The following is a 21,407-nucleotide window of genomic DNA, read 5'->3' as shown; positions in this document are numbered from 1 at the left end:
CCCGCGCGGCTCACGCCGGCAGCGGGCGGGTGATTGAGGGGGCGCCGCCTGCTGGCGCGCTCGGCAGGCGAGTCAGGCGCAGGGCGTTGAGCACCACGGTCAACGAACTGATGGACATGCCGACCGCCGCCCAGATGGGGGTGATCCAGCCGAGGGCGGCAAACGGCAGCATCAGGCCATTGTATAGACCCGCCCACAGCAGGTTTTCAATAATCACCCGTCGGGTGCGTCGGGCCAGGCTGAAGGCCTGTACCAGGGCGTCCAGGCGGTTGGACAGCAGCACCGCATCGGCGCTGGTCTTGGCCAGGTCGGTGGCCGAGCCCATGGCCACGCTGATATCGGCGGCGGCGAGTACCGGTACGTCATTGACGCCGTCGCCGAGCATCAGCACCTTGCGGCCTTCCTTGTGCAGTTGTTGCAGCACCTGCAACTTGTCATCGGGGCGCAGGCCACCGTGGGCCTCGTCGATACCCAGCTCAAGGGCGACGCTGGCGACCATCGGCGAGCTGTCCCCCGACAGCAGCAGCGTGCGCCAACCGCGCGCCTTGCACGCGGCGAGCAGGGCGGGGGCGTCGCTGCGCAGGCGGTCGTCCAGCACGAACCAGGCGAGGGCACCGTCGCGGTCGCCCAGCAGCAGCCATTGCCCGGCGTCGTCCGGTGAAGCAGGGGCCGGGCAACCACTGAGTTCACACACAAAACCCGGCTGGCCGATGCGCAATAAGCGCCCGCCCACACAACCCTCCAGGCCCAGGCCCGGGGAGCTGAGTACCTCATCGGCGGCCAGCGGCGCGCGGCCAAAGGCCCGGGCAATCGGGTGTTCCGAGCGGTTTTCCAGGGCGGCCGCAAGGCTCAGGCAGCGGTCGCTGCTCAGTTCGCCCAACGGCCGAATCGCCCGCAGTGCCAAGCGGCCCTCGGTGAGGGTGCCGGTCTTGTCGAAAATCACCGTGTCGATCTGGTTCAGGCCTTCCAGCACATGACCGCGAGTCAGCAGCAGCCCGAGTTTATGCAGGGTCCCGGTGGCGGCGGTGAGGGCCGTCGGCGTGGCCAGGGACAAGGCGCACGGGCAAGTCGCGACCAGCATGGCCAGTACGATCCAGAATGCTCGCGATGCATCCAGTTCCCACCACAGCAGGCCGATCAGCGCGGCGGCGATCAGCGAACACAGCAAGAACCACTGCGCGGCGCGGTCGGCGATTTGCGCCAGGCGCGGCTTCTCGGCCTGGGCCCGTTCCAGCAGGCGCACAATGGCGGACAAACGCGTCTCATGGCCCAGGGCGCGCACTTGGACGGTCAACGGGCCCTCGACATTCAGGGTGCCGGCCGTGACCGCATCACCGACCTGACGCGGTTGCGGCAGGTACTCGCCAGTGAGCAGCGATTCATCGATGCTGGACTGGCCGTCGAGGATTACACCATCCGCCGGCAGCACCGCGCCCGGATGCACCAGTACACGGTCGCCCAGGGCCAGTTCGCTCAACAGGATGCGCTCGCTCTGGCCATCGGCCTGCACGCGCAGGCACGAGGCGGGCAACAGGTTGACCAACTGCGCAGTGGCCGCCGCCGTGCGCTCGCGGGCACGCCGTTCCAGGTAGCGCCCCGCCAGCAGGAACAGCGCAAACATGCCCACCGCATCGAAGTAGAGTTCGCCGACACCGGTGATCGCGGTCCAGATTCCCGCCAGATAAGCCCCGCCAATGGCCAGGGAGACCGACACGTCCATGGTCAGGTGGCGCGTGCGCAAGTCGCGCATGGCGCCCTTGAAGAACGGCGCGCAGCTGTAGAACACGATGGGCGTGGTCAGAAACATCGCAACCCAACGCAAGATGACGTGCAGTTCCGGGCTCAGGTCGATATTGAATTCGGGCCAGGTGGCCATGGTCGCCATCATCGCCTGGAACCAGAGCAGCCCGGCCACTCCGAGTTGACGCAGGGCCAGGCGGTTTTCGCCGGCCAGTTGCTCGGCGGCGCGGTCGGCTTGATACGGGTGAGCGGCGTAGCCGATATGGCGCAGTTCACTGAGCACCTGGCTCAGTGGCAGTTGCCCGTCGGCCCAACGCACTTGCAGGCGATGGTTGGACAGGTTCAGCCGCGCCTCGGCCACGGCGGGCAGGCTGCGCAGGTGTTTTTCGATCAACCAGCCACAGGCGGCGCAGCTGATGCCTTCCATCAGCAGGGTGGTTTCAGCCAGTTCGCCCTGGTGGCGCACGAACGGTTTTTGCACGTCGGCGCGGTCGTACAGCGCCAGTTCGTCCACCAGTTGCACCGGCAGCGTTTCGGGGTTGGCCGAGGCTTCGCTGCGGTGCTGGTAATAGCTTTCCAGGCCGCCGGCGACGATGGCTTCGGCGACTGCCTGGCAGCCCGGGCAGCAGAGCTCACGGCGCTCGCCGAGGATATCGGCGGTGAACCGGCTGCCCGGCGGAACGGGCAGGGCGCAGTGGTAGCAGGGAGTTGGGCTGGTCATTGGTTTGGATCTTGGTTGGCTGGGAGGGCCTCATCGGGGGCAAGCCCCCTCTCACAGGGGAACGCATTCCAACTGTGGAGGGGGCTTGCCCCGGATGCGCGAAGCGCGGGCTTTTACTTCTTGAGGTCTTCGGCCCCTTGCAGCGGCTCGTCGCCCAGCAGCAAGTCCTTGTCGTGGCTGACCTCTTCTTCTTCGAACAGGCGCCAGGTCTTGTCGCCTTCCACCCCCAGCAGTTCCACGAAGCGGCGGCCTTCGACCTTGTCGGTGACCTGGCCGATGTAGCGGCCGGGTTCGCTGTCGCTGCGGGCCAGGTTGATCTTGCGATCCTTCTCCGGCTGGGTCGGGGAAATCAGATTGAGTTCCAGGGTGGTCGGGTTGCTGTAGCCGGTGAGGTTCAGCTCGACTTCACCGGTCAGTTCATCCAGATGCAGCTTGGCGCGCAATTGCAGGGTCTGGCCCAGGCGTTCGCGGTCCAGGGAACGGTTGATGCCCTTGCCAGCCTCGTAGTAATTGTCGTTGACCAGGTTGTCCGGGTTGTTCACCGCGATGGTTACCATGGACAAGGTCAAGGTCACCGAGCAGGCGAGGATTCCAATGATGATCCAGGGCCAGAGGTGCTTGTACCAAGGGCTTGCGGCAGTGGTTGCGGGCATTCTCGTGTTCCCTGTTTAACGAACTTGTGGGCCGATGAACCGGCTCTTGGCTTCAATACGGACGCTGGTGTCATCGGCATCCTTGAGGATGAAGGTCACCTCGTTGGTACTCGACGGCAGTTGTTCCGGCGCGCTCGACAGCTCCACCGGCATGCTCACGATATCCCCGGCGGCCACTTTGATTTCGCGTCGGCCTTGCAGCTTGAGGTCCGGCAGGCCGGCGGCGTCGAGCACGTAGGTGTGGTCGCGCTGGTCTTTGTTCATGATCTTCAGGCTGTAGACGTTTTCGATACGGCCTTCGGCGTTTTCGCGGTACAGCACGCGGTCTTTGCTCACGTCGAAACCCACCAGTGAACGCATGAAAAACGCGGCGGCCAACAGGCTCATCATCGCCAGCAGCACCAGGGCGTAACCGATCAGGCGTGGGCGCAATTTGTGGGTCTTTTGCCCCGACAGGTTGTGTTCGGTGGTGTAGCTGATCAGGCCGCGCGGGTAGTCCATCTTGTCCATGATGTTGTCGCAGGCGTCGATGCACGCGGCGCAACCGATGCACTCGATCTGCAGGCCGTCGCGGATGTCGATCCCGGTGGGGCACACCTGTACGCACATCGTGCAATCGATGCAGTCGCCCAGGCCCTGGGCCTGGTAGTCGCTACCTTTTTTACGCGGGCCGCGCAGTTCGCCACGGCGCGGGTCGTAGGACACGATCAGGGTGTCTTTGTCGAACATCACGCTCTGGAAACGGGCGTATGGGCACATGTAGATGCACACCTGTTCGCGCAGCCAGCCGGCGTTGCCGTAGGTGGCGAGGGTGAAGAAACCCACCCAGAAATACGACCAGCCGTCGGCCTGGCCGGTGAAGAAGTCGAACACCAGTTCGCGGATCGGCGAGAAGTAGCCGACAAAGGTCATGCCGGTGACAAAACCGATCAATAGCCACAGGGTGTGCTTGCTGAATTTGCGCAGGAACTTGTTGGCGCCCATCGGCGCCTTGTCCAGCTTGATGCGCTGGTTGCGGTCGCCTTCGGTGACTTTTTCGCACCACATGAAGATCCATGTCCACACGCTTTGCGGGCAGGTATAGCCGCACCACACGCGGCCGGCGTACACCGTGATAAAGAACAGGCCAAACGCCGCCACGATCAGGATGCCCGACAGCAGAATGAAGTCCTGAGGCCAGAAGGTCGCGCCGAAAATGAAGAACTTACGCTCCGGCAGGTTCCACCATACGGCCTGGTGGCCACCCCAGTTCAGCCACACCGTGCCGAAGTAGAGCAGGAACAGCCCGGCACCGCCGAGCATGCGCAGGTTGCGGAACAGGCCGGTGAACGCGCGGGTGTAGATCTTCTCGCGCGCGGCGTAGAGATCGACCGTTTTAGTGTCGGTTTTGGCAGGCGGGGTAACGTCATGTACCGGTATCTGGTCTCTCATCATTGCATCCCACGGCGGTGGAGATTTGCCTCGGTCAGTACGTGCCGGCCGCGGTCAAATTAAGGGTCTTGCAGTGGCTTAATGATACGCCCCCGATGGTACGCCAAGGGTGCGACCTTTGGTCGCGTTGGGGGAAATCAATTGATGGTGTACGTGATCTGGATCAATTGACTTGGGAAGTATGGACGGTTTTGGCGGGGCAAGCCTTCAAAACACCAAGGATCCAATGTGAGAGGGGGCTTGCTCCCTCCCACATTTGTCTTTCTGTATTTCTTAAGTAATGGTCAGCCTTACTGGCCCTCAGCCTTCTTGTCCCCATGGGACAAGCTGTACACATACGCCGCCAACAAATGCACTTTGTCGTTGCCTTGCAGTTGCTCCTGCGCCGGCATCTGGCCCTGGCGGCCATAACGGATGGTCTGTTGCAGTTGGGCGAAGCTTGAGCCGTAGATGAACGCACCGGGGTGGGTCAGGTCGGGCGCGCCCATGGCGGGGGTGCCTTTACCGGCCGGGCCGTGACAGGCCACGCAGTTGGCGGCGAAGAGTTTTTCGCCGTTGGCCACGTCAGCCTTGGCGCCTTCCGGCAAGGTGCGACCGTCGAGCTTGGTCACCACAAAGCCCGCTACGTCGGCCACGCCTTGCTCGCCGATGACTGCGGCCCAGCCCGGCATCACCGCGTGGCGGCCTTTCATGATGGTTTCCTTGATGGTGTTCGCCTCGCCACCCCAGCGCCAATCGGCGTCGGTCAGGTTGGGGAAACCGTAGGCACCCTTGGCGTCGGAACCGTGGCACACCGAGCAGTTGGAGGCGAAAAGGCGGCCGCCCATCTTCAAGGCTTGCGGGTCCTTGGCCACCTCTTCAATGGGCATCGACGCGAATTTGGCGAAGATCGGCCCGAACTTGGCGTCCGACCTGGCCATTTCCTTTTCCCACTCGTGGACGCCGGTCCAGCCGGTCTGGCCATTGGCGAAGGGCGTTTGTTTTTCAGTGTCGAGGTAGTTGTAGCCCGGCAGCAGGCCTTTCCAGTTGCCCAGGCCGGGGTAGAGCACCAGGTAACCGAGGGCAAACACGATGGTGCCAACGAACAGCATGAACCACCACTTGGGCAGTGGGTTGTCGTACTCCTCGATGCCGTCGAACGAGTGGCCGACGGTTTCGTCGGTTTGTTCGGCGCGCTGGCCCTTGCGGGTCGACAGCAGCAGCCAGGTCAGGGCGAAGATGGTGCCCAGGCTGAGGACTGTGACGTACAGACTCCAGAACGTAGTCATTCTTTGTTACTCCTAGAAGCTTGCTCGACGTGCTTGATGGCTTCGGGGTCATCCGCAAAGGGCAGCAAGGTCGCGTCTTCAAACTCCGACTTGCGCTTGGGGCTGAACACCCACAACGCCAGACCGATAAAAGCCACCATCACGACAACGGTGCCCAGGCCACGAATCATCCCGATATCCATGAAGAATCACCGTTTGCTTTTGATGATGGTGCCCAGGCCCTGCAGGTAGGCCACCAGTGCGTCCATTTCGGTCTTGCCCTTCACGGCTGCGGCTGCACCGGCGATATCTTCGTCGGTGTAGGGCACGCCCAGGGTGCGCAAGACTTCCATCTTCTTCGCGGTGTCCTTGCCGTCGAGCTTGTTTTCCACGAGGAACGGGTACGCCGGCATTTTCGACTCGGGCACAACGTTGCGCGGGTTGTACAAGTGCGCACGCTGCCAGTCATCGGAGTAACGCCCGCCCACACGGGCCAGGTCCGGGCCGGTACGCTTGGAACCCCACAGGAACGGGTGGTCCCATACGCTTTCACCGGCCACCGAATAGTGGCCATAGCGTTCGGTTTCGGCACGGAACGGCCGGATCATCTGCGAGTGGCAGCCGACACAACCGTTGGCGATGTAGACGTCGCGGCCTTCCAGTTCAAGGGCGGTGCGTGGCTTCATGCCTTCGACCGGCTTGTTGGTGACATCCTGGAAAAACAGCGGAACGATCTGGGTCAGGCCGCCGATGCTCACGGCGATGACCATGAAGAAGGCCAGCAGGCCGATATTCTTCTCGACTACTTCATGCTTCATCAGTGGGCTCCCACAACGGCGATCTTGGCGGCGGCTTCGGCTTGTGCAGGGTCCGAGGCACGCACGGTGCGCCAGACGTTGTAGGCCATGAACAGCATGCCGGCGGCAAAGAACGCACCGCCCAGGGCACGGACAATGTAGCCAGGGTGGCTGGCTTGCAGCGCTTCGACGAAGGAGTAGGTGAGGGTGCCGTCATCGTTGATCGCACGCCACATCAGGCCTTGGGTGATGCCGTTGACCCACATCGAGGCGATGTAGAGCACGGTACCGATGGTCGCCAGCCAGAAGTGCGTGTTGATCAGCCCGACGCTGTGCATCTGCGCGCGGCCGAACAGCTTGGGAATCATGTGGTACAGCGCGCCGATGGAGATCATTGCCACCCAACCGAGGGCACCGGCGTGTACGTGGCCGATGGTCCAGTCGGTGTAGTGGGACAGCGAGTTGACGGTCTTGATCGCCATCATCGGCCCTTCGAAGGTCGACATGCCGTAGAACGCCAGGGACACCACGAGAAAGCGCAGGATCGGGTCGGTGCGCAATTTATGCCAGGCGCCCGAGAGGGTCATCATGCCGTTGATCATGCCGCCCCAGCTCGGGGCCAGCAGGATGATCGACATCGCCATGCCCAGGGACTGCGCCCAGTCCGGCAGGGCGGTGTAGTGCAAATGGTGCGGACCGGCCCAGATGTACAGGGTGATCAGTGCCCAGAAGTGCACGATGGACAGGCGATACGAGTAAATGGGACGTTCGGCCTGTTTAGGCACGAAGTAGTACATCATCCCCAGGAAACCGGTGGTGAGGAAAAAACCTACGGCGTTGTGGCCGTACCACCACTGGATCATCGCGTCCGTCGCGCCGGCGTAGGCCGAGTAGGACTTGAACAGGCTGACCGGCAACGACGCGTGGTTGACGATGTGCAGCATCGCCGTGACCACGATGAAGGCACCGTAGAACCAGTTGCCCACGTAGATATGTTTGGTCTTGCGCTTGACGATGGTGCCGAAGAACACCGCACCGTAGGTCACCCAGACAATCGCCAGCAAAATGGCGATCGGCCATTCCAGCTCGGCGTATTCCTTGGTGGTGGTGTAGCCCAGCGGCAGGCTGACGATGGCGCCGATGATGACCGCTTGCCAACCCCAGAAGGTAAAGGCGGCGAGGCCGTCGGAGATCAGCCGCGTCTGGCAGGTGCGCTGCACGACATAGTAAGAGGTGGCAAACAGCGCGCATCCGCCGAAAGCGAAAATCACCAGGTTGGTGTGCAGTGGGCGTAGACGGCCGAAGGTCGTCCAAGGCAGGTCGAAATTCAATTCCGGCCAAACCAGTTGCGAGGCGATGAACACCCCGAGCCCCATGCCAAGGATCCCCCAGACCACCGTCATGATGGCGAACTGGCGGACTACCTTATAGTTATAAGCAGTCGGACTGATTGCTGTGCTCATTCTAAGGTTCCACGGTTTAGGTTTTTTTATAGGTAAAATCGGCCGCAAGTATGGAGAAAGCGAGGGGCCATTGCAACGCAACGGCTGACCTGGATCAATGCGTTCCACGCCAGATTCTGCGCCCTTTCCATGTTTGGCGTAAGGACAAATCCGAAATGGAAAGCTGATCAAGTGGACAGGAAAATTGCGGGGTCACAACGGGTGTCGTTGGGCGTACCGCAATCGCTGCGCTTGAAAGCAAGCGTAGACCCGAATGGCAGGAGGGGAAAGGTGTGCTTTGGAAGGGTGCGACACTTGGTCGCGCCAAAAGATGCCGCACGGTAGCGAGCGAACAAAAAACCTGTGGCAAGGGATCTTGCTGGGGTAAGGGAGCAAGCTCCCCGCAAAAAGTGACCGCCCCAGGGTCGGGGCGGTCGTCAACGCTTACTGCGGTTGGGCTTGCGGCGTTGCGCCGTTGGCGTTATGGGACAGGCTGTACACGTAAGCCGCCAGCAAATGCACCTTGTCATTGCCTTGCAGCACGTCCTGCGCCGGCATCTGGCCCTGGCGGCCGTGGCGGATAGTCTGCTGCAACTGCGCCAGGCCGGTGCCGTAGATATAACCGCCGGGCAGCGTCAGGTTCGGCGCGCCCATGGCTTCCATGCCGTGGCCTTGTGGGCCATGGCAGGCTACGCAGGTGGTGTTGAACGCAGCTTGACCGGCGGCCAGGTCAGCAGTGCTGTCGGCCGGCAGTGGCAGTTTGGCCAAGTCGTGACGCACATAGGCGGCGACGTTTCTTACACCATCATCACCCAATATCTCACCCCAGGCCGGCATCGCCGCGTGGCGACCGTTCAGGATGGTGGTCTTGATCGCTTCGGCCGAACCGCCCCAGCGCCAGATAGTGTCTGCCAGGTTAGGGAAACCGTACGCGCCCTTGGCATCCGAACCGTGGCACACCGCGCAGTTGGAGGCGAACAAACGCCCGCCCATTTTCAGCGCTTGCGGGTCCTTGGCCACTTCTTCCACGGGCATGGCCGAGAATTTGGCGAAGATCGGCCCGAACTTGGCGTCGGCCTTGGCCATTTCCTTGTCCCACTCCTTGGCCTGGGTCCAGCCGCCTTCATAACCGGGCAATATGCCTTTCCAGTTGCCCAGGCCCGGGTAGAGCACCAGGTAGCCGACGGCAAACACCAGGGTGCCGGCGAACAGCATGAACCACCACTGCGGCAGGGGGTTGTCGTATTCCTCGATACCGTCGAAGGCGTGGCCCATGGTCTGGTCGACGCTGCCCTTGGTCTCGCCCTTGCGGGTGCCGATCAACAGCCAGGTCAGGCCGATCAGGCTGCCGATGGTCAGTACACAGATCCATGTACTCCAGAATAGGGTCATGGCCGGGTGCTCCTTATTGCAGGCTCTTCTTGAGCGTCGGATGGAGAAGGTTCATCGGCGAAGGGCAGCAGGCGCGCCTGCTCGAATTCCGCATTGCGGCGGTTGTTGAACACCCACAGTGACAGGCCGATAAAGGCGATGGCGACGACCAGCGTGCCAAGGCCGCGGATGGTGCCCGCATCGAATTCAAATCCCATGGCTCACCTCTTGCTCTTGATGGCGGTGCCGAGCACTTGCAGGTATGAAACCAGCGCGTCCATTTCGGTCTTGCCCTTGAGGCTGGCGACGGCGCCACTGATGTCGTCGTCGGTGTACGGCACGCCGAGGGTGCGCATCACCTTCAACTTGCTCTCGGTGTGGCTGCTGTCGACCTGGGCCGTGACCAGCCATGGATAGGCCGGCATTTTCGACTCCGGTACCACGTTGCGCGGGTTGTACAAGTGCGCGCGATGCCAGTCGTCCGAGTAGCGTGCGCCGACGCGTGCCAGGTCCGGCCCGGTGCGCTTGGAACCCCACAGGAAGGGGTGGTCCCACACGCTTTCACCGGCGACCGAGTAGTGGCCGTAACGTTCGGTTTCGGCGCGGAACGGACGGATCATCTGCGAGTGGCACTGTACGCAGCCTTCGCGGATGTAAATGTCGCGGCCTTCCAGTTGCAGCGCGGTGTAGGGCTTCATGCCTTCGACCGGCTTGTTGGTCACGTCCTGGAAGAACAGCGGGACGATCTGGGTCAGGCCGCCGATACTCACGGCGAGTACCATCAGCAACATCAGCAGGCCGACGTTTTTTTCAATCGTTTCGTGTTTCATCACGGACTCCTCAGGCCAACTGCGCAGTGGCAGTGGCTTCGACAGGCTGCGGCGAACGCACGGTGCGCCACGTGTTGTAAGCCATCAGCAGCATGCCGCTGAGGAACACCGCGCCGCCCACCAGCCGCACGATGAAGCCTGGGTGGCTGGCCACCAGGGTTTCGACGAAGGAGTAGGTCAAGGTGCCGTCTTCGTTGACCGCACGCCACATCAGGCCCTGGGCGATGCCGTTGACCCACATCGAAGCGATGTAGAGCACGGTGCCGATGGTGGCCAGCCAGAAGTGCGCGTTGATCAGGCCGAGGCTGTACATCTGCTCGCGACCGAAGATTTTCGGGATCATGTGGTACAGCGCGCCGATGGAGATCATCGCCACCCAACCCAGCGCCCCGGCGTGTACGTGGCCGATGGTCCAGTCGGTGTAGTGGGAGAGGGCGTTGACGGTCTTGATCGCCATCATCGGACCTTCGAAGGTCGACATGCCGTAGAAGGCCAGGGAGACAACAAGGAAGCGCAGGATCGGGTCGCTGCGCAACTTATGCCAAGCCCCCGAGAGCGTCATCATGCCGTTGATCATGCCGCCCCAGCTTGGCGCCAGCAGCACCAGCGACATCACCATGCCCAACGACTGCGCCCAGTCCGGCAGCGCGGTGTAGTGCAAGTGGTGCGGGCCGGCCCAGATGTACAGGGTGATCAGCGCCCAGAAGTGCACGATGGACAAGCGATAGGAATACACCGGGCGCTCGGCCTGCTTGGGTACGAAGTAGTACATCATCCCCAGGAAACCGGCGGTGAGGAAAAAGCCTACCGCGTTGTGCCCATACCACCACTGCACCATGGCATCCGTCGCACCGCCGTAGAGGGAGTAGGACTTGGTCAGGCTGACCGGGATTTCCAGGTTGTTGACGATATGCAAAATCGCCACGGTGATGATGAACCCACCGAAGAACCAGTTACCGACGTAAATGTGCTTGGTGTTGCGCTTCATCACCGTGCCGAAGAACACGATGGCGTAGGCCACCCAGACAATGGTGATCAGGATGTCGATCGGCCATTCCAGCTCGGCGTATTCCTTGGAACTGGTGTAGCCCAGCGGCAAGGTGATCGCGGCCAAGAGGATGACCAACTGCCAGCCCCAGAAGCAGAACGCGGCGATTTTCGGCGCGAACAGCTGAGTCTGGCAGGTGCGCTGCACCGAGTAGAACGAGCTGGCAAACAGCGCGCAGCCACCGAAGGCGAAGATCACCGCGTTGGTGTGCAGCGGGCGCAAGCGGCCGAAGCTGGTCCAGGGCAAATCGAAGTTGAGCGCGGGCCAAACCAATTGGGCGGCGAGAAAAACCCCGAGCCCCATGCCGACGATGCCCCACACCACCGTCATAATGGCGAATTGGCGGACCACCTTGTAGTTATAGGCGGTACTTAAAGTAGTGTTCATGGTTCCCCATCCACGGTTCAACCCAAGCAAGTGCGGCACTTGGGCTGGAGTTATAGGCAGACTAAATAGCGAGGCAAGCATGGGCAAAGAGCACAAGGCCAGTATTGACGGGGATCAATGGGCGCAGTGTGCGCGGGAACATGGGTGGTTATGGGATGTCGCATCGGGCCCGGCGGCGGGTACCGCGCCGACGCTGATCCTGGCCCACGGCGCCGGCGCCCCGATGGACTCGTCTTTCATGAGCGACATGGCTGCACGCCTTGCCGGGCATGGCGTGAACGTGTTGCGCTTCGAGTTTCCCTATATGGCCCAGCGTCGGCTGGACGGCGGCAAACGCCCACCGAACCCGGCGCCGAAACTGCTGGGTGCCTGGCGTGAGGTGCATACCGTAGTGCGACGCCATGTCGCTGGGAAACTGGCCATCGGTGGCAAGTCGATGGGTGGGCGCATGGCCAGTTTGTTGGCCGATGAAGTCGGCGCCGATGGCCTGGCGTGCCTGGGGTATCCCTTCTATGCGGTGGGTAAGCCTGAGAAACCACGGGTCGAGCACCTGGCGGGCTTGAAAACACCGACGCTGATTGTGCAGGGCGAGCGCGATGCCTTGGGCAATCGGGCGGCGGTAGAAGGCTATGATTTGTCGCCGAGCATCGAGGTGATGTGGCTGGAGGCGGGGGATCATGACTTGAAGCCGTTGAAGGCTTCCGGGTTTAGCCATGAGCAGCATGTGGAGGCTGCGGCAGTGAGGGTGGCCGGGTTTCTCGGCGCCCTCTAGGGCCCTATCGGGGGCAAGCCCCCGATAGCGGTTTACCGGTTAAACCGCTCCACCAGCGAGTACTGGGTATTAGCGGTATGCGTCAGCTCTTCACTCAACTGCGCCGAGTTCAACGCCTGCTCCGAGGTCTGGTCCGCCAGCAACGCAATGGTGCTGATATTGCGACTGATCTCCTCGGCCACCGAGCTTTGTTCCTCGGTCGCCGCGGCGATTTGGGTTGTCATGTCGGTGATATGCGCCACCGCCTCACTGATGCCCACCAGCGCCTGGTCTGCTTCCATCACCCGCGCCACGCCTTCTTCGGCCTGGCGATGCCCGGCGTCCATGGTCTGTACGGCGGCGGAGGCGGTTTGCTGCAGCTTGGCGATCAGGGCATGGATCTGCCCGGTCGATTCAGCCGTGCGTTGCGCCAGTTGGCGAACCTCGTCAGCCACTACCGCAAAACCACGGCCCATTTCGCCGGCACGTGCCGCTTCGATGGCTGCGTTCAATGCCAGCAAGTTGGTCTGGTCGGCAATGCCTTTGATCACGTCAACCACGCCACCGATCTCATCGCTGTCCTTGGCCAACTGCGTGACGGTCACCCCCGTTTCCCCGACGGCCAGCGACAAGCGCTGAATCGCCTCGCGGGTTTCCCCGGCGATATCGCGACCGCGACCGGTCAGGCGGTTGGCCTCCTGGGTCGCATCGGCGGTGCGCTGCACGTGGCTGGCCACTTCCTGGGTCGTCGCCGCCATCTGGTTGACCGCCGTGGCCACCTGTTCGGTTTCGACGCGCTGGCGTTCCAGGCCGCTGGAGCTGTTGTGCGCCAGGGTGTTGGACTGCGCGGCTTGGTCGTTGAGGTGTTCGGCGGTGTCCTGCAAGCGCGTAAGACAGGTCTTCAGACGTGCCTCCTGGCTGAGGATCGACATCTCCAGGCGCGCCTGGGCGCCGCGGCTGTCGGTGTACATCTGCGCGATCAGCGGGTCGGACGTGGTTTGCTCGGCCAGGCGCAACAGGCGCTTGAGCCCGCGCTGCTGCCAGCTCAGGCCCAGCAGGCCCAACGGTACCGACAAGCCCGCCGCCAGGGCAAAGCCCCAGTGGGAATTGAGCGACGCGCCGATCATGAAACTTAACTGGCTGATCAGGATAAATGGCACCCAGTCCTGCAACACCGGCAGCCACTTGTCCCGCTGGGGAACGGCCGACTTGCCCTGGTTGATGCGTTGGTAGAGCGCTTCGGCCCGGCGGATCTGCTCGGTGGTGGGCTTGATGCGTACCGATTCGTAGCCGACCACCTGATTGCCTTCGAAGACCGGCGTCACATAGGCGTTAACCCAGTAATGATCGCCCGTCTTGCAGCGGTTCTTGACAATGCCCATCCATGGCAAGCCTTGTTTGAGCGTTGACCACATATGCCCGAACACTGCAGCCGGCACATCCGGGTGACGTACCAGGTTGTGCGGCGCACGCAGCAGTTCTTCACGGGAGAACCCACTGATCTCGACGAACGCGTCGTTGCAGTAAGTGATCACGCCTTTGGCATCTGTGGTGGAGATCAACCGTTGCTGAGCGGGGAAGGTACGTTCGCGCTGGGTAACGGGTTGGTTATTACGCATGGTTTTTTTATCCGCAAGGCTTTGAAGGGTTGTCGGCCGTGATCTGTGATTGTTGAGTGGATTTTCCGATAAGCAGTGTAGACACAGTCCCGGCGCAAGGGCGCGAGCATTCATGTGGCGTACACCGATGGGCTGCAGAGCGTGGGGTGTTTTTGCGGGCGTTCGGTTGTTTGAGGCGCAAAATCGACACGTCCCTTGGCAGGCTTTTTTCCTGGGCCATAAAAAATAGTTTTTGTCTGTCGGATGACGGGTCTTTTCCTAGACATAAATGACCATTTAAATAAGAATGTTCGGGGTAATTTGTAAGAGAAACGCCATAACCTCCTCCAAACGCTCCGGCGATTTGATTTTTTAGCTCAAAGACTCTAGTCGCTTTGCTTTCGAGTCTGTTCGTCGCGAGGAGGCGAGGGCGACGGCCGAAATAAAATGACATTGCGTAAAGGAGTACAGTGTGGCACTCGTTCCAGTCATTATTTGCGGCGGTGCGGGTAGCCGTCTGTGGCCTGTTTCCCGTTCAGCGCATCCCAAACCGTTTATTGAATTGCCAGATGGTGGCAATTTAATTCGGAAGACTTATGCTCGTGCCTTGGCTTTGGAGTCGGTCAGCGAAGTATTGACCATCACCAATCGTGATCTTTATTTCAAGACGCTCGATGAGTACGGCGCGCAGGCTCCGGAATTCACCAATTTAAGTTTCGTTCTGGAGCCATTCGGACGTAATACGGCTGCCGCAGTCGCACTCGCGGCCCAGGAAGTTGCACGAACTCATGGGCAAGATGCCATCATGTTAGTGCTGCCTGCCGATCACTTAATAGATAATCACGCTGCATTTGCCCAGGCCGTTTGCTCTGCTTCGGAACTGGCAAAAGACGGCTGGCTGGTGACGTTCGGTGTAAAACCGGAGTTTGCGGAAACCGGTTACGGCTATATCCAAAAAGATAATGACGGCCCCCTTGGTAATGGGTTCAAGGTCAAACGTTTCGTCGAGAAACCGGACCTGGAAACGGCTCAAGGGTATGTGGCGTCGGGCGATTATTTTTGGAACTCCGGCATGTTCTGCTTCCGCGCGGGTACGCTGATCCAAGAAATGCAACTGTGCGCGCCGGATGTATCCAGCGCCGTGGACGCGTGCCTCGCAGGTTCCGGCACGATGACGGGTCACAGCCACCGCAGCCTGCACTTGGAGCCGGGCAGCTTTGCCAGGGTGCCGGACATCTCCATCGACTTCGCACTGATGGAGCGCTCAAGCAAAGTGGCGACGGTGCCTTGTGACATCGGTTGGAGCGATATCGGTTCGTGGAACGCCATGAGTGAACTGTCCCCGGCGGATGAGCACGGCAATCGCATTGACGGCGAGGCTATTTGTCATAACTCCAACAACAACTATGTGCGCAGCCATCGCCGACTGGCGGCTTTGGTCGGCGTTCAAGACCTGATCATTGTCGACACGACCGATGCCCTGCTGGTTGCACACAAAGATCACGCGCAAGACATCAAGGCTATCACTGCTCAGTTGAAGAAAAATGGGCATCAGTCCCATCTGGACCACACCACCGTGCGCCGTCCGTGGGGGGCCTACACCACCTTGGAAGACGGGCAGCGGTTCAAGATCAAGCGCATTGTCGTCAAGCCCCAAGGTTCGTTGTCGCTGCAGATGCACCATCACCGCAGCGAGCACTGGATTGTGGTCAGCGGTATGGCACGCGTGGTCAATAATGACCGCGAATTTCTACTCAATACCAATGAATCAACCTTCATTCCTGCCGGGCACACCCATCGGCTGGAGAATCCGGGGGTCATTGACTTGGTATTGATCGAAGTGCAGAGCGGTGATTACTTGGGTGAAGACGATATCGTGCGGTTCGAGGATATTTACGGTCGGGCCGGCATCTGAGTCATGCGCCGTTGGAAACACGTTTGAGGGCTCGCGGTTTGCCCGGCATCGCTTGGGTTGGGGTAGAGGATTATTCACCCATTGGCGCAGGTTGCGATTTAAGTGCTGATGTTGCCCAGCGTGCCGCCTGCGAAGTTGCAGGGTATTGAAGTAAATGCACTGTCGGGATTGTTTGCGACGCAGAGATTTTGATGAGGTTCACACCGCCGTATTTACAGTTGAGCCGAATGTAAAGTGAAACTCCATTGCGCATGCCCAAGAGCATTCATGGGGCAATTGTGCCGCTGGTTTTTTGCTGGTGTAACAAGATCAATTTTTGGTAAGCGCGTCGCTTGGGCGTGCTCATGTTTTCGGATAGAACGGGTAATGGACTGTACTCTTCATTACGATCTGAGTAGGTCAGCCTCGTTCGTTATAGGATTTATTTTCGAAGGGGATTTTTCATGAAAAAAGCAATTATCACCGGTGTTACTGGCCAAGACGGTGCGTACCTTGCTCAGCTCTTGCTGGAAAAAGGCTACACCGTATATGGCACCTATCGCCGTACCAGTTCGGTCAATTTCTGGCGGATGGATGAGCTAGGTGTCACCCAGCACCCAAACCTGCACCTGGTCGAATACGATCTGACGGATCTGTCCTCCAGCATTCGTCTGCTGCAGACCACGCAGGCCACTGAAGTCTACAACCTGGCTGCCCAGAGCTTCGTCGGTGTGTCCTTCGACCAGCCGGTGACCACCGGTGAAATCACGGGCTTAGGCGCGGTCAATTTGCTGGAAGCCATCCGCATCGTTAACCCGAAGGTGCGCTTCTACCAGGCCTCTACTTCGGAAATGTTCGGCAAGGTTCAAGCGATTCCACAGGTCGAATCCACGCCCTTTTATCCGCGCAGCCCATACGGCGTTGCCAAGTTGTACGCGCACTGGATGACCATCAACTACCGCGAGTCCTACGGGATATTCGGGACCAGCGGTATCTTGTTCAATCACGAGTCGCCACTGCGCGGCCGTGAGTTTGTTACCCGTAAGATCACTGACTCCGTCGCCAAGATCACCCAAGGCAAACTGAGCGTCCTGGAGCTGGGCAACATGGACGCCAAGCGCGATTGGGGTTTTGCCAAAGAGTACGTGGAAGGTATGTGGCGCATGCTGCAAGTCGATGAGCCAGACACCTTCGTGCTGGCGACCAATCGCACTGAAACAGTACGTGACTTTGTATCGCTGGCATTCAAAGCGGTTGAGATCGACCTGGAATGGAAAGACAAGGGTGACCAGGAGCACGCGATTGACGCACGCACCGGCAATACCGTGGTGCGGGTCAACCCGAAGTTCTACCGACCTACCGAGGTGGAGTTGTTGATCGGCGATCCAGCAAAAGCCAAGGCGGTCCTGGGTTGGGAACCAAAAACCAGCCTGGAGGAACTGTGCCGGATGATGGTTCAAGAAGACTTGCGTCGTAACGAACAAGGCTTTTCGTTCTAAGGCCAGAAGGGCGCAGTCACTTGCGTTGCAGTGGGCGGGTTCTATTTGAACCCGTTCGGTCCTACTTATGTTGTTCAGGCCAAAGGTGAATAGCGGTGAAACATGTTCTGGTGACTGGAGCCAACGGCTTTGTCGGTAAAGTCCTGCTCGGGCAACTATTGGCGGCAGGCTATCGAGTAAGTTGTGCTTGCACTACGCCCAACCCGTCACCTCGTGAAGGCGTGGAGCAGGCCATACTGGATATCCGTGATCCAAGTGCCTGTGCGGCGACGCTTGAACGGTTAAAGCCAACCCATATTATTCACCTGGCGGCCATTTCCCACGTGCCAACCAGTTTTCAAGACCCTCTGCTGACTTGGAATACCAATGTCATGGGCAGCCTGAATCTGCTGGAAGCCGTGAAACAGAAGGCCCCGGATGCCTTTGTTGTGTTCGCCAGTTCCTCTGAAGTGTATGGCGAGGCGTTCAAGGCTGGCGTAGCGCTGGACGAAAGCAGCCCGTGCTTGCCGATGAACCCTTATGCGGCCAGTAAATTGGCTGCGGAGTTGGCACTCGAGCAGTATTTCAAGCAGGGTGTGCGAGGCGTGATTGCGCGCCCTTTCAACCATATTGGCAGCGGCCAGTCTCCTGACTTCGTGACGGCATCGTTTGCCCGACAGATCGCACGCATCGAAAGCGCAGAACAAGCGCCGGTCATGCAAGTCGGCAATCTGGAGGCATGCCGCGATTTCCTCGATGTGCAGGATGTGTGTGCCGCTTACGTGCAGTTGCTCAAGCTGAGCGATCGTCACGATTATCCCCGTTTGTTCAATATCGCATCGGGGCAGTCGCGCAAAATTCGCGACATTCTTGACGAGATGATCAGCCAAAGTACCGTGGCTATTTCTGTTGAGCTTGACCCTCAACGCTTGCGGCCGTCCGATATCCCGGTCGCGGTGGGTAACTGTGACCGCATCCGCAACGTGCTCGGCTGGCAGCCAACTATCCCGCTGGAAGACACCCTGGCTTCGTTGTTGGCTGACTGGCGGTCGCGCACAGACGCATAAAACGTGTCCTCACCGAGCAACTCGCGCCTACGATTTTTGCGGGCGCAACACCAACCCCAACGCCCCCCCAATCAACACCCCTCCATACACGTGCGCCATCGACAACGGCTCCCCCAACAGCAAAGCCCCCCACAACACCCCAAACGGTGGGATCAAAAACGTCGTGGTCATCGATTTCACCGGTCCGATGGATGTCAGCAGCCGGAAGTACAAAACATACGCGAACGCTGTACACACCAAGCCCAACCCCAGCAGCGACATCCACACCTGCCACCCACCCCAGCTCGCGGGCGGATGGCTGATGGCGCTGTAGGCAAACAACGGCAGCAGGAACAACGTGGCGCCGAGCATGCTGCCCAACGCCGACAGGCGGCTGTCCAAGCCGCCGCGTTGGTCCAACCAGCGCCGCGCCAGGAACCCGGCAAAGCCATAACAGGTGGTGGCCAGCAGGCAGGCCAGCGCGCCTATCAATAATTCCAGGTCAAACGCCACTGGCCCCGCGCGGGTCAGTACGCCCACGCCGAACAAGCCCAGGCACACGCCGGCGAGTTTCGAGGGGGTGAGGCGCTCGCTGAAGAACAGCCCGCCGATCAGTACGCCCATCAGTGGCGTGGTCGCGTTGAAAATCGCCGAATAGCCCGCCGGCAGCACTTGGGCCGCCAGCGAATACAGGGTTGCGGGGATGCCGGAGTTGATCACGCCCAGCAGCAGCACGGTCTTGAACTTGCCCTGGAAGTCCCAGCTCACCCGCATCACTGTCAACATCACCAGCAGCCCGGCGGCGGCAATCGATACGCGGAAAAACGCGGTGGGCACGGTGCCGATTTCCGGCGCAATAATGCGCATGAACAGGAAGCTCGCGCCCCAGATGGCAGCCAGCCCCAGCAGGTAGAGGGTGTCGACAGGTCTCACGCAACGCTCCTACATCAATCAGGCGGCGAGTGTTGCACGCCGCTTTCATTGATTACAGAACAAACCGCGTCACCAGCCCATTCAGGTCCACCGCCAGGCGCGACAGTTCCTGGCTGGCGGCGCAGGTTTGGGTGGCGCCGGCGGCGGTCTGGGTGGACAGGTCGCGAATATTCACCAGGCTGCGGTCCACCTCCCGCGCCACCAGTGCTTGTTGCTCGGCGGCGCTGGCGATCACCAGGTTGCGCTGGCTGATCTGCGAGATGGCGGCGGTGATTTTCTCCAGGGCGCTGCCGGCGCTGTTGGCCCGTTGCAGGGTTTGGCCGGCGTGTTCGGCGCTGCTGTTGAGGGCCTCGACGGTGTTCTGGGTACCTTGCTGGATGCTGGTGATCATCTGCTCGATTTCCTGGGTGGAGTCCTGGGTGCGCTGGGCGAGCGAGCGCACCTCATCGGCGACTACCGCAAACCCGCGCCCGGCTTCACCGGCGCGCGCGGCTTCAATGGCGGCGTTGAGCGCCAGCAGGTTGGTTTGCCCGGCAATGCCACGGATCACCTCCAGCACCTTGCTGATGTCCTGCGCCTGTACGGCCAGGCCTTCGGCCTTGTTCGAGGCGCCGAGCACTTCCTCCACCAGGTTCTGGATCGAACTGATGGTTTCGCTGATCTGGTAGTGGCCGTGCTTGCTGTCTTCGTCCGAGGCCTGGGACGCTTCGGCGCTGGACACCGCGTTACCCGCCACTTCGTCCACCGCTGCGCTCATCTGGTTGACGGCGGTGGCGGCCTGTTCGATTTCATCGTTCTGTGCCTGCAGGCCACGGGTGCTCTGGTCCATCACCGAACTCATTTCCTCGGCCGCCGAGGCCAGTTGCTGGGCCGACTCGCTGATGCCTCGGATGGTGCTCTGCAACTGCGCCTGCATGCTGGCCAGCGCGCTGAGCAGTTGGGCCGGTTCATCGGTGCCACTGACCTTGATCGGCTGGCTCAAGTCGCCGTTGGCGATGGTGCGTGCCACGCTCAGGGCCTGGGCGATTGGGTGGGTGATGCTGCGAGTCAACAACCAGGCCATCAGCAAGGTGGCGATCAGCGCACCCACGATAATCAGGCTGACCACCCACTGCGCGCTCGAATACATCTGTGCCGCCGAATCGGCGGCGGCCTCGACGCCGTTCTGGTTGAACACGATCAGGTTTTCCAGGCTCTGGCTGAGGACCGCACCCTGGGGGGCGAGGCGACTGACGAGCAGGTCGAGGGCGTCCTGCTGCTGATCCTTGTCCACCAGCGCGATCATTTGGCTAGCGATGGCGAGGTAGGTCGCCACATTGGTTCTCAGGGTTTTGAGCAACTCGCGTTCTTCGTCGTTGCTCAGCAAGGTTTCATGCCGGTCGAGCAAGGCTTGCAGCTCGCTGCCGGTGCGGGTGATCAGGCCTCGGCTGGTGTCACGCACCCGCGATTCGTCGGTGCTCACCATGCGCAGGGACTCCAGGCGGACCGTGGCGATCAAGGCGGCGCTGTCGTGGATGTTCTCGATGCTCGGCATCCAATTCTGTTCAATGACCAGCGCACTTTCGCGCAGCTTGACCATCTGGCCCAGCCCAAACAGCCCCACGATCACCAGCAAAGCGGCCAAAACCCCAAAACTCAGGCTGGCGCGCAGCCCGATCCGCATATTCCTCAACGACATCTCAATGCTCCTTGTGCGATTAAAACCTGCTCCCGTAGCGGTCTTTTGACCTTGTCAGGGCGGGAGAGGGCGCGCTGTATATCAAAGTGCCATCAAGCTAGTAATCGGGGTTTCCCTTACTTGGATCCAAAATCATGGCGCATTGCCAGGTTCAAGACCGTTGGCGCTTTTCCAGGGCGGGGTGGCAAGCCACGCGTTTGCGGGGCTAGAGGCGCGGCGGCGGGTGACGTGTGCGCACGTTTATTGACCGATTGGTCGACTTATAAAAAATCAAAATAAATGCATGAAGTGAACGAAGCTGTACAACGCGGCGTAAAAAATCGTCCTTCTCCTGCTCTCCTACACTGGCTAAGCTCAGGGCT

18 protein-coding genes are annotated in these 21,407 nt (G+C 60.6%); 4 read left to right on the top strand and 14 right to left on the bottom strand.

What is annotated here, in order from left to right; translation table 11 throughout:
• Window positions 1-10: 10 nt before the first annotated feature.
• From KSS96_RS21115 to ccoN (KSS96_RS21065), 11 genes are all read right to left on the bottom strand, one after another.
• Window positions 11-2,461, bottom strand: a complete 2,451-nt coding sequence (locus tag KSS96_RS21115; RefSeq protein WP_065878165.1) for a heavy metal translocating P-type ATPase — start codon at window positions 2,459-2,461, stop codon at window positions 11-13.
• 113 nt (window positions 2,462-2,574) lie between these two features.
• On the bottom strand, window positions 2,575-3,114 hold the full coding sequence (locus tag KSS96_RS21110; protein WP_017527503.1) for a FixH family protein: 540 nt from the start codon (window positions 3,112-3,114) through the stop codon (window positions 2,575-2,577).
• 15 nt (window positions 3,115-3,129) lie between these two features.
• A complete protein-coding gene (ccoG, locus tag KSS96_RS21105) occupies window positions 3,130-4,545 on the bottom strand; it encodes a cytochrome c oxidase accessory protein CcoG (RefSeq protein WP_135196186.1) in 1,416 nt (471 codons plus the stop codon).
• 290 nt (window positions 4,546-4,835) lie between these two features.
• Window positions 4,836-5,813: a cytochrome-c oxidase, cbb3-type subunit III gene (gene ccoP / locus KSS96_RS21100; protein WP_065878163.1), complete on the bottom strand. Its 978-nt coding sequence runs from the start codon at window positions 5,811-5,813 to the stop codon at window positions 4,836-4,838.
• A complete protein-coding gene (locus KSS96_RS21095) occupies window positions 5,810-5,995 on the bottom strand; it encodes a CcoQ/FixQ family Cbb3-type cytochrome c oxidase assembly chaperone (protein WP_003175465.1) in 186 nt (61 codons plus the stop codon). The genes ccoP (KSS96_RS21100) and KSS96_RS21095 overlap by 4 nt, the downstream gene beginning before the upstream one ends.
• Window positions 5,996-6,001: 6 nt before the next feature.
• A complete protein-coding gene (ccoO, locus tag KSS96_RS21090) occupies window positions 6,002-6,610 on the bottom strand; it encodes a cytochrome-c oxidase, cbb3-type subunit II (protein ID WP_003193167.1) in 609 nt (202 codons plus the stop codon).
• Window positions 6,610-8,052, bottom strand: coding sequence for a cytochrome-c oxidase, cbb3-type subunit I (gene ccoN, locus KSS96_RS21085; RefSeq protein ID WP_065878162.1), 1,443 nt, complete (start codon window positions 8,050-8,052; stop codon window positions 6,610-6,612). Before ccoN (KSS96_RS21085) ends, ccoO (KSS96_RS21090) begins: the two co-directional genes overlap by 1 nt.
• Window positions 8,053-8,475: 423 nt before the next feature.
• Window positions 8,476-9,423 (bottom strand): cytochrome-c oxidase, cbb3-type subunit III, encoded by a 948-nt coding sequence (ccoP, locus tag KSS96_RS21080; RefSeq protein ID WP_017527507.1) that lies wholly within the window; start codon window positions 9,421-9,423, stop codon window positions 8,476-8,478.
• The gene (locus KSS96_RS21075) at window positions 9,420-9,620 is read right to left on the bottom strand and encodes a cbb3-type cytochrome oxidase subunit 3 (RefSeq protein WP_010208563.1); all 201 of its coding nucleotides are present in this window, start codon (window positions 9,618-9,620) and stop codon (window positions 9,420-9,422) included. The genes ccoP (KSS96_RS21080) and KSS96_RS21075 overlap by 4 nt, the downstream gene beginning before the upstream one ends.
• A 3-nt stretch (window positions 9,621-9,623) precedes the next feature.
• On the bottom strand, window positions 9,624-10,232 hold the full coding sequence (gene ccoO, locus KSS96_RS21070; RefSeq protein WP_017527509.1) for a cytochrome-c oxidase, cbb3-type subunit II: 609 nt from the start codon (window positions 10,230-10,232) through the stop codon (window positions 9,624-9,626).
• Window positions 10,233-10,242: 10 nt separating this feature from the next.
• Window positions 10,243-11,667, bottom strand: a complete 1,425-nt coding sequence (gene ccoN, locus KSS96_RS21065) for a cytochrome-c oxidase, cbb3-type subunit I (RefSeq protein WP_017527510.1) — start codon at window positions 11,665-11,667, stop codon at window positions 10,243-10,245.
• A gap of 79 nt (window positions 11,668-11,746) precedes the next feature.
• Between ccoN (KSS96_RS21065) and KSS96_RS21060 the strand changes: the two genes are divergently transcribed.
• A complete protein-coding gene (locus KSS96_RS21060) occupies window positions 11,747-12,439 on the top strand; it encodes an alpha/beta family hydrolase (protein WP_217855299.1) in 693 nt (230 codons plus the stop codon).
• A 32-nt stretch (window positions 12,440-12,471) separates the two neighbouring features.
• Here the strand turns inward: KSS96_RS21060 and KSS96_RS21055 are convergent, their stop codons facing one another.
• The gene (locus KSS96_RS21055) at window positions 12,472-14,037 is read right to left on the bottom strand and encodes a methyl-accepting chemotaxis protein (protein ID WP_017527512.1); all 1,566 of its coding nucleotides are present in this window, start codon (window positions 14,035-14,037) and stop codon (window positions 12,472-12,474) included.
• A 451-nt stretch (window positions 14,038-14,488) separates the two neighbouring features.
• Between KSS96_RS21055 and KSS96_RS21050 the strand changes: the two genes are divergently transcribed.
• From KSS96_RS21050 to KSS96_RS21040, 3 genes are all read left to right on the top strand, one after another.
• Window positions 14,489-15,931: a mannose-1-phosphate guanylyltransferase/mannose-6-phosphate isomerase gene (locus KSS96_RS21050; protein WP_116079357.1), complete on the top strand. Its 1,443-nt coding sequence runs from the start codon at window positions 14,489-14,491 to the stop codon at window positions 15,929-15,931.
• 443 nt (window positions 15,932-16,374) lie between these two features.
• Window positions 16,375-17,409: a GDP-mannose 4,6-dehydratase gene (gene gmd, locus KSS96_RS21045; protein WP_017527514.1), complete on the top strand. Its 1,035-nt coding sequence runs from the start codon at window positions 16,375-16,377 to the stop codon at window positions 17,407-17,409.
• Between the two features lie 95 nt (window positions 17,410-17,504).
• A complete protein-coding gene (locus KSS96_RS21040; protein ID WP_217855297.1) occupies window positions 17,505-18,455 on the top strand; it encodes a GDP-mannose 4,6-dehydratase in 951 nt (316 codons plus the stop codon).
• A gap of 27 nt (window positions 18,456-18,482) precedes the next feature.
• Here the strand turns inward: KSS96_RS21040 and KSS96_RS21035 are convergent, their stop codons facing one another.
• Together KSS96_RS21035 and KSS96_RS21030 are read right to left on the bottom strand one after the other, a co-directional pair.
• Window positions 18,483-19,367, bottom strand: a complete 885-nt coding sequence (locus tag KSS96_RS21035; RefSeq protein ID WP_116079360.1) for a DMT family transporter — start codon at window positions 19,365-19,367, stop codon at window positions 18,483-18,485.
• 52 nt (window positions 19,368-19,419) lie between these two features.
• Window positions 19,420-21,030: a methyl-accepting chemotaxis protein gene (locus KSS96_RS21030; RefSeq protein WP_370737724.1), complete on the bottom strand. Its 1,611-nt coding sequence runs from the start codon at window positions 21,028-21,030 to the stop codon at window positions 19,420-19,422.
• Window positions 21,031-21,407 lie beyond the last annotated feature (377 nt).

Source organism: Pseudomonas asgharzadehiana (genome assembly GCF_019139815.1).
GTDB lineage: Bacteria > Pseudomonadota > Gammaproteobacteria > Pseudomonadales > Pseudomonadaceae > Aquipseudomonas > Aquipseudomonas asgharzadehiana.
This window is presented reverse-complemented; position numbering and strand designations above follow the sequence as displayed.